Here is a 12630-nt window from a genome sequence, read left to right on the forward strand (position 1 = left end):
AAATTCACTCGATCGGGGGTACCTTGCTGGAGCGGGGAACAGCTGCGCGCTTCCCCACCGTTGGAGGCTCCCGACCGGTGGAGCGGGTTGGAGGCGATGCCGTCGTGCAGCAGGAACCCGCCGCGGACACCCCGCATCTGCGCGTCCGGCAGGAGCGGGGGTACACGGTACTGGAGTTCCGCGGCGAGATCGACATCGTCGCGGCGACGGAGATCGGTCCGTGGCTCGACGAGGCGACCTCCGGTCCCGCGCCACGCGTCGTCATCGACCTGTCGCCGATCGACTTCTTCGACTGCTCCGGACTGCGTCTGCTGTACCGGGCCCGCGGCCGCGTGCTCGACCAGGACGGCGAGCTCCGTCTGGTCTGCACCCACCCGCTGGCGCTGCGCGTCCTCAGAGCCACCGGACTGCACCGGCTGCTGCCGCCCGCGACAACACTGGACGCGGCCCTGGGCCAGCCCGAGGCCACGTCCGGTACCTTATGACCGCGCTCGCGCGCCACTCCACGACCTTCGCCGCCGAGCGCTACCTGACGATCTTCGTGACCTGGCCGGCCCCCACGGTCCGCCCGCCCTCACGGATGGCGAACTTCAGCCCCTCCTCCATCGCGATCGGCTGGATCAGCTCCACGAGCATGGTGGTGTTGTCGCCCGGCATGACCATCTCGGTGCCCTCCGGCAGGGTCACCACGCCCGTCACGTCCGTCGTACGGAAGTAGAACTGCGGGCGGTAGTTCTGGAAGAACGGCGTGTGCCGGCCGCCCTCGTCCTTGGACAGGATGTACGCCCGCGCCTCGAACCGGGTGTGCGGCGTGACCGAGCCCGGCTTGATCACCACCTGGCCCCGCTCCACCTCGTCGCGTTTGATCCCGCGCAGCAGCAGGCCGACGTTCTCCCCGGCCCGGCCCTCGTCGAGGAGCTTGCGGAACATCTCCACGCCGGTGACCGTGGTCCTCGTCTTCTGCCGGTGGATGCCGATGATCTCGACCTCGCTGTTCACCCGCAGGGTGCCGCGCTCGATGCGGCCGGTGACGACCGTCCCGCGCCCGGTGATGGTGAAGACGTCCTCGATCGGCATCAGGAACGGCCTGTCCACGTCCCGCTGCGGCTCCGGCACCGCCTCGTCGACCGCGTCCAGCAGGTCCAGCACCGACTGCGTCCACTGCGGGTCGCCCTCCAGCGCCCTGAGCGCGGACACCCGTACGACCGGGACCTCGTCGCCGGGGAACTCGTACTCGGTGAGGAGCTCGCGGACCTCCAGCTCGACCAGCTCCAGGATCTCCTCGTCGTCGACCATGTCGGTCTTGTTCAGGGCGACGACGATGTACGGCACGCCCACCTGCCGGGCCAGCAGCACATGCTCCTTGGTCTGCGGCATCGGCCCGTCCGTGCCCGCGACCACCAGGATCGCCCCGTCCATCTGGGCCGCTCCGGTGATCATGTTCTTGATGTAGTCGGCGTGGCCGGGGCAGTCCACGTGGGCGTAGTGCCGGCGCTCGGTCTGGTACTCCACATGGGCGATGGAGATGGTGATGCCGCGCTGCCGCTCCTCGGGCGCCTTGTCGATCTGGTCGAACGGGGTGAAGGGGTTCAGCTGGGGGAACTTGTCGTGCAGCACCTTGGTGATGGCTGCCGTGAGGGTCGTCTTGCCGTGGTCGATGTGCCCGATGGTGCCGATGTTGACGTGTGGTTTGGTCCGCTCGAACTTCGCCTTCGCCACTGCGAGCCCTCCCTGGTCACATGGGTGACGACATGCGCGTATCCACTCCTTCCTGTCTATTCGCTGCGGGCCGCGTCGAACAGGGCGCTGACGGACTCGCCGTTGTGAATGCGGCGCACGGCCTCGGCGAGGGCGGGCGCGATGGACAGGATCCGCAGCTTGTCGGTGTGCTCCTCGGTGGGCACCGGCACGGTGTTGGTGCAGACGATCTCCAGGATGTCGGGCTGCTCGCTGAGCCGTTTGAGGGCACCGGCCGCGAACAGTCCGTGCGTGCACGCCACCCGGATCGAGCGTGGCTCCAACTCCCGCAGCCGGTCGAGGAGTTCGAGGACGGTGGAGCCCTTGGCGATCTCGTCGTCGAGGACGATGACATCGCGCCCGGTGACCTCGCCGATCACGGAGTTGATACTCACCCGGTCGTCCGCGTAGCGCTGTTTGGCGCCGGCCGCGACCTGGGCGCCGATCATGCGGGCGAAGGCGGCGGCCTCCTTGGCGTTGCCGAGGTCGGGCGAGACGACGGTGGTGGAGGTCAGGTCGTAGCGGCGGAAGTGGGCGGCGAGCTCGCGGCGGGCGTGCAGATGGTCCACGGGCATCGAGAAGAAGCCGTGCACCTGCGGTGAGTGCAGGGTCATCGCGAGGACCCGGTGGACGCCGGCCGCCGCCATCAGGTCGGCGACCAGGCGTCCGCCGAGGGAGATGCGGGGCGCGTCCTTCTTGTCGGAGCGGGCGTAGGAGTAGTGCGGCATGACGACGGTGATCCGGCCGGCGGACGCGCCGCGGGCCGCGTCGCACATCAGCAGCAGTTCCACGAGATGCTCCTGCACGGGCCTGACCAGGGGCTGGACCAGGAAGACGTCCCGTTCCCGGCAGTTGGCCTGGAGCTGGACCTCCAGACAGTCGTTGGCGAACCTGCTGAGCCGCGTCGGGCTCAGCGGCACACCGAGGTGGGAGCAGACCTCGGCGGCCAGCTCGGGGTGGGCGCTGCCGCTGAACACGGAGATGTCTCGCACGAAAGGGCTCCTCGACCAGGTCCGACGGGAGGCGGGATCTCACGGGATCTCTCACGGGATCTCTCATGCTACGGACCCCGCCCGTTTTGCCCACCCTCAGGAGCCCCTCGCGCATCAAGGGCCTACTGCACACGGGTGAGCCGGTCCCTGGGGTCCCCCTCGTCCCGCCCCTGCCAGGCCGCACGGGGGCGCAGCGCATCGGTGGCCGGGCGGTTCGTGCCCCTGGACGTCGCGTTTTGTGTCACAGATCGTCAACAAGGCGGTCTGGCACGGGCTTTGACGGGAATCCGTTCTGACAGGAAGGAGGGCCGTCGCCATGACGACTCCCGTCAAGCGCCTCCCGGGGCGCATCCCCGGCTGGGCCAAGGTGCTCATCGCGGTCGTGGTCGTGCTCGCCGTGATGTTCGCCGGGATCCGGCTCAGTCTGCTGCCGGGTCTGCGCGAGTTCTTCGGCACCGAGACCAAGGACCGCTCGGGCCCCGCCCTGCTCAAGTCCATCCAGGACATGAGCCGTTACGACGCCGCCTCCGGCAACTTCCAGGTCGTCGTGGACCTGGAGAAGGACGCCAAGTACCTCCCGGACGCCATCCGCGGCACCCGCACCCTGTATGTGGGGGCGGGCACCGTGGACGCCTATGTCGACCTCGGCAAGGTCGGCGACGAGGACGTGACGGTCAACGGCGACCGTACGTCGGCCACGCTCCGGCTGCCGCACGCACGGCTCGGCACGCCGGCGCTCGACCCCGAGCGCTCCTACGCGGTCTCCAAGCAGCGCGGTCTCCTCGACCGCCTCGGCGATCTCTTCGCGGACAACCCCAACAGCGAGCAGGCCGTGCAGAAGCTCGCCGTGAAGCACATCGGCGAGGCGGCGAAGGACAGCGAGCTGACCGCGCGCGCCGAGACCAACACCACCGACATGCTGGAGGGCCTGCTGCACTCCCTCGGCTTCAAGGAGGTCAAGGTCACCTACGCGTCCTGATCGGCCGACGGGCGGCCGGGCCACGCAGTCGCCGACGTGGCCCGGTCGCGCATCCCGGGGCCGCCGACGGGTAACCACCTTACGACGCAGGTAAGTTGAAGACTGGAGGACCGCATGGCCCGTGACGCCTTACGTCCGCGTACCGTGTTCCGCCTGCGCCCGTCCAAGGGCGAACAGCCACCCGGCCCGCCGGCAGCCGAGAAGAAGGAACCGGCGCGTTCCGGTGCCCGGCCGCTGCCGTTCCCGCTGCGGCTCCTCGCGATGCTGTTCGCGTTCGCCCTCATGGTGGGATTCGCCGTCGTGCTGGCACGGCTGACGCTGGAGCCGTCGCCCGCCTCCGAGGCGCTGGCGCACTCGAATCTGCGTCCGGGCCGGTCGCTGCGGGCCTATCTGGACCAGCCCGCGATGCGGGACGCGATCAGGCAGATCGGCGGGAACCTGCTGCTCGGGGTGCCGTTCGGCATCCTGGTGCCGGTGCTGGCGCCGAAGGCGCGCGGGGTGCTGCGCGTGCTCGTGCTGACGGCGTCCGTGATGCTGCTGGTGGAGTTCGCGCAGGGCGCGCTGGTGACCGGGCGCGCCTTCGACATCGACGACGTCATCCTCAACACGGCAGGCGCGCTGGTCGGTTACCTGCTGCTGGGACGCCGTATGAGCCGAGCCGTGCACGCTCCGCGACGTCGGCGGGGCGACTCCTAGAAATCTCCTAGCGGCGCGGCTTCCAGGTGTACTTGCCGCCGCCCACCCAGCGCACGACATCGGGGTCGTCGAGGTCGTGGACGGTGATGCCGAACGCGGCGGCCGTCTCCAGGACGTCGGTGACGGTATGCGCCGAACCGACGACTTCTCCGTCGATCTCCACGATCCGGAACGGGGGCACACCCGGCTGCACCCCGAGCACCTGGATCCGTGGATGGGACATGTACGGGCTCGAGACTTCGGTCATGTAATAGAGCGTAAATCGCAACCGGCCGGTACGGATCGGCAGGAATCGCCCTCGTTGACGACCGTGCCGACGCCCGTCGTGCGGGATGCGCCCCGCTGGGGAACTCTGGAGCCAGGAGGTGGTGATGGATCCCCTCGAGGCCCTGGACCGGATCGCCTTCCTGCTGGAGCGGTCCCTGGCGCCGACGTACCGCGTGAAGGCGTTCCGTACGGCTGCCCGGGTGCTGGCGCGGCTGCCCGAGGGCGAGGTGGCGGACCGGGCACGGGCCGGGACGCTGGAGTCGCTGAAGGGGGTGGGGCCGAAGACGGCCCAGGTGGTGCGTGAGGCGCTGGCCGGGGAGGTGCCGTCCTACCTGCGGAGACTTCAGGACGAGGTGGGGCGGCCGCTCACCGACGGGGCCGGGGAGCGGCTGCGGGTTCTGCTGCGCGGGGACTGTCATCTGCACTCCGACTGGTCGGACGGCGGCAGCCCGATCGACGAGATGGGCCGGGCGGCGGTGGCTCTCGGCCACGAGTGGGCCGTACTGACCGACCACTCGCCGCGACTGACGGTGGCCCGGGGGCTGTCGCCGGAGCGGCTGCGCAGTCAGCTGGAGGTGGTCGAGGAGCTGAACGCGTCCTGGGCGCCGTTCCGGCTGCTGACCGGCATCGAGTGCGACATCCTCGAGGACGGCTCCCTCGACCAGGAGCCGGAGCTCCTCGACCGGCTGGACGTGGTCGTGGTCTCCGTGCACTCCAAACTGCGCATGGCGGAGCGGGCGATGACCCGGCGCATGGTGCGGGCCGTGCGCGATCCGCACGCGAACGTCCTCGGGCACTGCACGGGACGACTGGTGCGGGGGCAGGGGCGGCCGGAGTCGGTGTTCGACGCGGACGAGGTGTTCGCGGCGTGCGCCGAGTCCGGTACGGCCGTGGAGATCAACAGCAGGCCCGAGCGGCTGGACCCGCCCCGGCGGCTGCTGCGGCGGGCGGTCGAGGCCGGGGTGCTGTTCTCGGTCGACACCGACGCGCACGCGCCCGGCCAGCTGGACTGGCAGATCCTCGGCTGCGCCCGGGCGGAGGAGTGCGGGGTGCCCGCCGAGCGGGTGGTGACGACCTGGCCGATGGACCGACTGCTGGACTGGTCCCGGAAGGGTGTCTCCGCTTGACTTCGAGACTTGGCTGCTGAGGGCCGCGTCACACGCGGGTTTCGGCTCAGTGGGTGCGGTCCCGCAGTGCCGCGTGCCAGGCAGGCCGGGGGGCGGTGGGCTGGGGTTCGGGGCGGCGGCCGCCGTGGGTGAAGAAGTCGGTGAGCGGGAGGATCGCCGCGCCCACGGTGACGGCGTCGGGGCCGAGTCTGCCGAGGTCGACGGTGACCTTGCGGGCGGGGTGGCCGAGGGCGTACGCGGTGGCGTGGCGGCGTACGGCGGGCAGGAGGCGGGCGCCGAGCCGCAGGCCCGCCCAGCCGCCGATGAGGATGCGCTCGGGCTGGAAGAGGTTGATCAGGTCGGAGAGGCCGGCGCCCAGGTACTCGGCGGTCTCCTCCAGGACGGCGCGGGCGACCGGGTCGGCCTCGGTGCCGTCGTCGGGGTGGGCGGCGGCGAGCATCGCGGCGAGCGCGGTCTCCTCGTCGGTGTCCGCGGGCGGGCGTCCGCCCTCCTCGCGCCAGCGGTCGAGGAGGGCCTCGGCTCCCGCGTACGCCTCCAGACAGCCGAGGGCTCCGCACCGGCAGCGGCGGCCCCGGACCCGTACCGTCAGATGGCCCCATTCGAGGGCGCGGCCCTGGTCCGCCTCGGGCGTGACGAGACTGGCGCCGATACCGGAGCCGAAGAGGATCACCACGGCGTTGCGGGCGCCGCGTCCGGCGCCGAACCACATCTCGGCCTGGCCGAGGGTTCTGGCACCGTTGTCGATGAAGTACGGCACGGTCGCGGGCAGCGGGGAGCCCTCGCGCAGCAGCGCCTCCAGCGGGACGGCGTCCCAGCCGATCGTCTGCCCGTGCACGACGGCACCGTGCTCGGCGGTGTGCTCGACGATGCCGGGGACGCCGATGCCGACGCCGAGGAGGTGGTCGGGGGCAAGGTCCGCCGCTGCGAGTACCTCGGCGACCCCGTCCCCGACCTGCCCGACGATCCCGTCCACCTCGTACCGCCGCTGCTCCAACGGCCGTTCCGCGCGGGCGAGTTCGGTGAGGGTGAGGTCGAACAGCTCGATCCGCACCCGGGTCTCGCCGACGTCCACGCCGATCATGTGGCCGCTGCCGGGGGCGACTCGCAGCAGGATGCGGGGGCGGCCGCCGTCGGAGTCGACGCTGCCGGCCTCCTCGACCAGTCCGTCGGCGATCAGGTCGGCGACGACATTGCTGATCGAGCCGGAGCTCAGACCGGTGGCCGGGCCCAGCTCGAAGCGGCTGAGGGGGCCGTCGAAGTAGAGCCGCTGCAGGACGGCCGTGCGGTTGGCCCGCCTGAGATCGCGTACGGTACGCCCGTTCCGCCCCGCCATGGCGCTCCTCTCACACCCTGCCCGATCCGCAACATACCCCCGGAAACGGGCGGGCGCGACTTCCCACAACCCTTAGTTCACGATGTGATTCAAGCGGCTCCCCCACGTCACGCGCGGTCATTAGGCTGGCGGGATGACCTCTGCCCCGGACGTGCTGTCGGTCGCCCTCGACGAGACGTCGGATCCACCGCTGCGGCCCCTGCCCGTGCGCGTCGCCGGGCTGCTCGGTGAACTCGGGGCGCCGCCTCGGCTGGTCGCCCATCTGAGGGCGGTGCACGAGGTCGCCGCGCGGATCGTGGAGTGGGTCGGGGAGCACCGTCCGGAACTGCCCGTGGACGGGGAGGCGGTGCTGTTCGGCGCGGCCACGCACGACATCGGCAAGGTCCTGCATCCCGGTGAGCTGTCCGGTCCGGGCGCACGGCACGAGGAGGCCGGACGGGAACTGCTGCTCGCGCACGGCGTGGCTCCGGAACTGGCGCGTTTCGCGGGCAGTCACGCCTCCTGGCAGGCGCCGGGCGTCGGAGTCGAGGATCTGCTGGTGAGCCTGGCCGACAAGGTGTGGAAGAACAAGCGGGTGGCCGACCTGGAGGACCTGGTGGTGGCCGAGTTGTCCCGCGCGGGTGGCCGGCCGGTCTGGGCGGAGTTCCTGGCGCTGGACGAGTTCCTCACGGCCGTGGGCGAGGGCGCGGAGCGGCGGCTGGCCTGGCAGGCGGCCCATCCCGTCGGCCGTGGCTGAGGCGACCGGGCGATCCGCCGTCGTGTGACGCGACCGCGCACTCACCCGTAGGGACGCGTGATGTCGGCCAGGTGGCGGGCGATCGCCCCCTCGGTCGACTCCGCCGTGCCCGCACCGCGCGGTGCGCCGAAGCGGGCGAGGGTGTGCCAGACCATCTTCAGGTCCTGCGGCGCGTACCGTCCGCCGCGGGCCGCGTCGCCGATCATGCGCGGGTCGACGACTCCGTCCTCCGCGATCCGGGCGCCCAGTTCGGCGTACTCCCGGCCCCGGTACTCGGCATACCGGTGCAGTTGCCCGACGGTGACGCGGTAGCCGGGGTGCCACTCGACGGGGCAGGGCAGGGTGCCGGCCGCCTCCTCGACAGGGGTGCCGCGATAGCTCGGGTCCAGGACCAGGGCCTCCACGTCCCGGGCGAGATCGACGCCCCCGTGGACATGAGCCTCGATGTAGTCGTTGAGGGCGTCCCGCTCGTCCGCCTCCGCCAGGGCGATCAGGGGCATCGCGCCGGCGACGCCGAAGTCGGCGGGCTCGGCCGCGCTGTCGGGGTAGCAGAAGGTGGCGCGGGCGCTTGCTCCCGGGTGCAGCCGGAAGTGTGAGGAGCCGAACCTCGGTGCGGCGCCCACGACTTGGCGGCGGAAGTCGAGCGCCCCGTACACCGGTCGCTCGCGCGGGTCGGCGTCGTCGTACGCCCCGCCGAAGATCCGGCTCTCCCAGCGCCACCGGTCGCCGCCGGGGTGCGCGGTGAGGCCGCCGTTGCCGGTGCCGGTGACGAACTGCGAGTGGTAGGCGCCGTCCCGGGCGAGCGCCTCGAGGATCGGCAGGCCGCCGGCCTCCCGGTCCGGGTGGAAGTTCAGCGTGATCCGCAGGTCCGGGGCGAGGGCGGGGCCCGTGGAGCGTGCGGCGACATGCCGTAGGGCCGTCCGGGCGCGCGGCGACGGCGGGACGTGCTGGAAATCCACTGGCTCTCCCCGGTGAGGCTACTTACCCTAGGGTGAAACCTAGAGGCTCTAGGTATGCCCTAGGCATCCCGACTCCGAACAGGCACCCCAGGAGACTCCCCCCATGAGGTCACTCACCGAAAGCGATATCCGCAACTCGTTCGTCAACTGCTCGAAAGGGGAGGCCAAACGACTGGCCGTGCCCCGCGACCTCGGCCAACTCCCTTGGGACGACCTGGACTTCCTGGGCTGGCGTGATCCTGGCGCGCCCGACCGCAGTTTTCTGGTCGCCGAGCGGCGGGGCGAACTCCTGGGTGTGACGCTGCGGTTCCCGTCCTCGCGGCGCGGCCTCCTGCACCGCAGCATGTGCTCGCTGTGCCTGACCACACACCCCGGCGGCGGGGTCTCGCTGATGACGGCCCGCAAAGCGGGCGCGGCCGGCCGGGAGGGCAACTCGGTCGGTCTGTACATGTGCACGGACCTGGCCTGTTCCCTGTACGTGCGCGGCAGGAAGGTCCCGGAGTCGGGCGGCCGGCTGGAGGAGAGCCTCACCCTGGACGAACAGATCGCCCGTACGACGGGCAATCTGTCCGCCTTCCTCGACAAGTTGTACGGGTGACCGGGTCGGGGGCGGTTCGCCGGCGGTCCCGCAGCCCGGCCGGTCCCAGGGTCCAGCGCACCTACACCTGCGGATGCTCGGTGGGATCGGGGGTCACACAGCCGATGTGCGTGTCGTGCGCGGACAGCAGCACCTTCGTGCCGGTGTGCCGCTGCAACCACAGCACGTTGTCGGCCGGCGACGTACCGGGTGACCTCGTCGTACGTCTCGGGGCCGGTCCAGCCGGTGTCGTCGCCGACGAACCGCACCGGGTCGCCGGGACGGCGGAGGTTGTACGCCCGCATCCAGTGCGCGAGCCGGAGGTACTCGGCGTTGTTCCACCACAGGTAGGTGTCCCCCTGGCCTGCCGCGCACCACGTAGTCGTCGAGACGGACGCCCGTGCTCCAGGGGGCCTCCAGGGCGAAGGTCCGGAATCCCTGGCTCGCCGGAGTCGCCGCGCGGCGGAGGCCGTCCCGGCGGAGAGGGTCCCCAGCAGGGTGACGATGATGCCGATTCCTATGCCGATACGGTGATTTTTCAGGATCCGCGTGTCTCGCCGGGCCTCCCCCGGAAACCATCCGGCGGACCGGCGACCTGGGTGCGGATGACCCGAGGAGTGAGACGGGGGATTCCCCGCAGCCTGTTCCCGAAGGCACCCTGGGTACAGAAGAAACGTTCGAGCACCGTGGGGAAGGGGAACTGGTCCGGGAATGCGAGAGGTAAGTCAGCGAGCGGCGCCGTTCGTACGGTTTCTGCAGCGTCATCGGGAGCCCGCGGTCGTCCAGGCGTTCCGCTCCGCCGCGGCGGCGACGCTCGCGTATGTCATCGCCCTGCGGCTCAGCCCCGAGGCGGCCCCCCTCACCGCGCCCCTGACCGCGCTGCTGGTCGTCCAGGTCACCCTGTTCGCCACGCTCACCAACGGCATCCGGCGGGTCAACTCGGTGGTCGCCGGGGTCCTGGTCGCCATCGCCTTCAGCCAGCTGGTGGGTCTGACCTGGTGGAGCCTCGCGCTGCTGATCGTGGCCTCGCTGGCGGTCGGACACCTGGTGCGGGTCGACGAGTACGTGCCCGAGGTGGCGATCAGCGCCATGCTCGTGCTCGGCGTGACGACCGTCGGGGACACCGCCTGGGCGCGGATCGTGGAGACCCTGATCGGCGCGGTCGTCGGTCTCGGCACCAATCTGCTGCTACCGCCCCCGGTGTGGGTCGAGGAGGCGGGCGAGTCGATCGAGGGGCTGGCCCGCCGGCTGCGCCGGCTGATGCTGCGCATCGGCGAGGAGGCCGCCGGCCGCCCGGCGGTCGAGGAGGCGGCCGCCCGGCTGCACGAGGCGCGGCGGCTCGACCACGACATCGTGGAGGTGGACGCGGCGCTGCGGCAGGCCGAGGACAGTCTGCGGCTCAATCCCCGGGTCCGGGAGGGCCTGCTGCACCGGGTGGTGCTGCGCACCGGCCTGGACACCCTGGAGATCTGCACGGTCGTCCTGCGGGTGCTGGCCCGCACCCTCACCGACCTCGCCAAGGAGCGCGAACCCGACCCGCTGTTCCCGGAGGAGACCGGGGAGGTCGTGGAGCGGCTGCTGTCGGAGATCGCCAACGCCGTGGTCAGTTTCGCGGTGCTGGTCACGACGCACGTCAGCCTCAACGCGGACGCGGCCGAGGCCCGGCTCACCGCGGAGCTGCGGCAGGCCGCGGCCACCCGCGACAAGCTGGCCCAGCTGCTGCTGGAGCGGCTCCAGCACGACGCCCGCCAGTGGCAGTTGCACGGCGCCCTGCTCACCGAGGTCAACCGGATGCTCGACGAGCTCGACACCGAGCACCGCTCGCGCCGGCTCCTGGAGGAACTGGACCGGGTCTCCTCGGAGCAGCGCGCGCGGATGCCGCGGCTGACCCGGTTGCGCGAGCGCCTCGGCATTCAGGAGGAACTGTGGCGGAACCGTACGGGGATCAGCGGGCGTTCTCACTGACAGAGCGCCGGGACGGGGCCGGCGCCGGATGCGAGGGAGCGTGCCCGTGGGCGACACCGGCGTACGGATCGACGGGGACACACTGAGGCTGCCGGGCGGGGTGGCCGTGCGGTTCATGCGGACCCTGCGGCTGCCGGAGAGCGGCGAGCACGACCTGCCTCCCGGACTGGGCACGTTCCCGCTCCGCAGGGTCGCCGACCACAGGGACACCGTGCCCGCCGAATGGCTGGCGCGCGGTGGCGTGATGCTGCCGATGTATCTGCGCGAGGCGATGTGGCTGGCCTTCGCGGGCTCGACGGAGCCGGCGGCGCTCCAGGTCGGGGCGGGCAAGGTGTGCGCGGTCTCCGGCAAGCCCTGGAGCGACCGGCTCTCCCTCGATCCGCAGAACTACCTGGCGCTGCCGCGTCAGCCCTGGCTGGACGGCATCAACTCCGGGAAGGGCACGGTCCGCCAGTTCGTGGCGGTGCCGCTCGGTCTGGGCGCGACCGTGGAGGGCCAGGTCACCGGCGAGGAGGTGTGGGGCGGGGTCCAGCTCCAGTCCTTCCCGCTGAACGAGCGGAAGCGCGCGGAGTGGGAGGCGGCGCGCAGCGCCGACGTCCTCGTGACGCGGAGCGTGAAGTCGGTCGGCGGCGGGTACGGCGCCATACCCCCGGCGCCCGGAGCCATGCCTCCGCCGGGAGCGCCGCCCATGATGGCCGCCGCGGCTCCCGCCGCCCCGGGGAGCGCGCCCCGGCCCCGGGCCGCCGCGGCGATGGGGCTGGGCGTGGGCGGTTCGATGCGGCAGGAGGTCTACAAGGACACCCGCCCGGTCCAGGACTACACGCGGGAACCCGCCGCGCGGGTGTTCGTGCACCTGGTCACTCCCCCGGAGTGGCGTCGCATCACCGGCGAGGAGCCCCCGCCGTCCCCGGTGGACCGCGCCGCGTACACCAAGGCCGGGCTGCCCTGGTTCGACTACTACGACGAGGGCGCGCAGGACCTCGCGCCCAGCGACACCCTGGCCGAGGTGAAGCCGGTCGGCGACTGGCTCGGCGACGACCTGGACCCCTGGCAGCCGCCCGCGCCGGGCCAGGTGCACCAGCTGAAGGACGCGCCGGGGAAGCCGGTGGAGGACGGCGACTGGTAGGCCCCTGAAGGGGCGCGGGGCTGTGTCGATATGCGGCTCCGCCGCGATGGGGGTCCCCCCGCTCGAGCGAAGCCGAGAGTGGGGGAGCGACCAGCCACGACGAAGCCGCAGACGAAAGACGGTACCGTGCGGCCCC

13 protein-coding genes and 1 pseudogene are annotated in these 12630 nt (G+C 71.6%); 8 read left to right on the forward strand and 6 right to left on the reverse strand.

What is annotated here, in order from left to right:
* Window positions 1-104 precede the first annotated feature (104 nt).
* Window positions 105-485 carry an anti-sigma factor antagonist gene (locus ACLZN2_RS28255; protein ID WP_416982026.1) on the forward strand — a complete coding sequence of 127 codons (381 nt, stop codon included), beginning with the start codon at window positions 105-107 and terminating at the stop codon, window positions 483-485.
* A 40-nt stretch (window positions 486-525) separates the two neighbouring features.
* Here the strand turns inward: ACLZN2_RS28255 and tuf are convergent, their stop codons facing one another.
* Entirely contained in the window at window positions 526-1719 is a 1194-nt protein-coding gene (tuf, locus tag ACLZN2_RS28260; RefSeq protein ID WP_416982028.1) for an elongation factor Tu, read from the reverse strand.
* A gap of 56 nt (window positions 1720-1775) precedes the next feature.
* The gene (locus ACLZN2_RS28265; protein WP_416982030.1) at window positions 1776-2729 is read right to left on the reverse strand and encodes a ribose-phosphate diphosphokinase; all 954 of its coding nucleotides are present in this window, start codon (window positions 2727-2729) and stop codon (window positions 1776-1778) included.
* Window positions 2730-3045: 316 nt separating this feature from the next.
* On the opposite strand from ACLZN2_RS28265, the gene ACLZN2_RS28270 reads away from it, so the two are divergent.
* Window positions 3046-3708, forward strand: a complete 663-nt coding sequence (locus tag ACLZN2_RS28270; RefSeq protein WP_416982031.1) for a DUF4230 domain-containing protein — start codon at window positions 3046-3048, stop codon at window positions 3706-3708.
* Between the two features lie 114 nt (window positions 3709-3822).
* Entirely contained in the window at window positions 3823-4404 is a 582-nt protein-coding gene (locus ACLZN2_RS28275; protein WP_416982033.1) for a VanZ family protein, read from the forward strand.
* A gap of 7 nt (window positions 4405-4411) precedes the next feature.
* Here the strand turns inward: ACLZN2_RS28275 and ACLZN2_RS28280 are convergent, their stop codons facing one another.
* Window positions 4412-4651, reverse strand: coding sequence for a hypothetical protein (locus ACLZN2_RS28280; protein ID WP_416982035.1), 240 nt, complete (start codon window positions 4649-4651; stop codon window positions 4412-4414).
* A gap of 124 nt (window positions 4652-4775) precedes the next feature.
* Between ACLZN2_RS28280 and ACLZN2_RS28285 the strand changes: the two genes are divergently transcribed.
* On the forward strand, window positions 4776-5798 hold the full coding sequence (locus tag ACLZN2_RS28285; RefSeq protein ID WP_416982036.1) for a PHP domain-containing protein: 1023 nt from the start codon (window positions 4776-4778) through the stop codon (window positions 5796-5798).
* A gap of 46 nt (window positions 5799-5844) precedes the next feature.
* On the opposite strand, the gene ACLZN2_RS28290 is transcribed toward ACLZN2_RS28285, so the two are convergent.
* Window positions 5845-7131: an ROK family transcriptional regulator gene (locus ACLZN2_RS28290; RefSeq protein WP_416982038.1), complete on the reverse strand. Its 1287-nt coding sequence runs from the start codon at window positions 7129-7131 to the stop codon at window positions 5845-5847.
* A gap of 133 nt (window positions 7132-7264) precedes the next feature.
* Between ACLZN2_RS28290 and ACLZN2_RS28295 the strand changes: the two genes are divergently transcribed.
* Window positions 7265-7867 carry an HD domain-containing protein gene (locus ACLZN2_RS28295; RefSeq protein WP_416982039.1) on the forward strand — a complete coding sequence of 201 codons (603 nt, stop codon included), beginning with the start codon at window positions 7265-7267 and terminating at the stop codon, window positions 7865-7867.
* Window positions 7868-7908: 41 nt separating this feature from the next.
* On the opposite strand, the gene ACLZN2_RS28300 is transcribed toward ACLZN2_RS28295, so the two are convergent.
* Window positions 7909-8826, reverse strand: coding sequence for a DUF3626 domain-containing protein (locus ACLZN2_RS28300; protein ID WP_416982040.1), 918 nt, complete (start codon window positions 8824-8826; stop codon window positions 7909-7911).
* A gap of 103 nt (window positions 8827-8929) precedes the next feature.
* On the opposite strand from ACLZN2_RS28300, the gene ACLZN2_RS28305 reads away from it, so the two are divergent.
* The gene (locus ACLZN2_RS28305) at window positions 8930-9424 is read left to right on the forward strand and encodes an FBP domain-containing protein (protein WP_416982042.1); all 495 of its coding nucleotides are present in this window, start codon (window positions 8930-8932) and stop codon (window positions 9422-9424) included.
* Window positions 9425-9609: 185 nt separating this feature from the next.
* Here the strand turns inward: ACLZN2_RS28305 and ACLZN2_RS28310 are convergent.
* Window positions 9610-9708, reverse strand: a pseudogene (locus ACLZN2_RS28310) (hypothetical protein); the annotation flags it as partial.
* A 406-nt stretch (window positions 9709-10114) separates the two neighbouring features.
* Here ACLZN2_RS28310 and ACLZN2_RS28315 point away from each other — a divergent pair.
* Entirely contained in the window at window positions 10115-11368 is a 1254-nt protein-coding gene (locus tag ACLZN2_RS28315; RefSeq protein ID WP_416982044.1) for an FUSC family protein, read from the forward strand.
* 46 nt (window positions 11369-11414) lie between these two features.
* Entirely contained in the window at window positions 11415-12494 is a 1080-nt protein-coding gene (locus tag ACLZN2_RS28320; RefSeq protein WP_416982046.1) for a hypothetical protein, read from the forward strand.
* Window positions 12495-12630: the final 136 nt, after the last annotated feature.

It is taken from the genome of Streptomyces sp. T028, assembly GCF_048159505.1.
GTDB lineage: Bacteria > Actinomycetota > Actinomycetes > Streptomycetales > Streptomycetaceae > Streptomyces.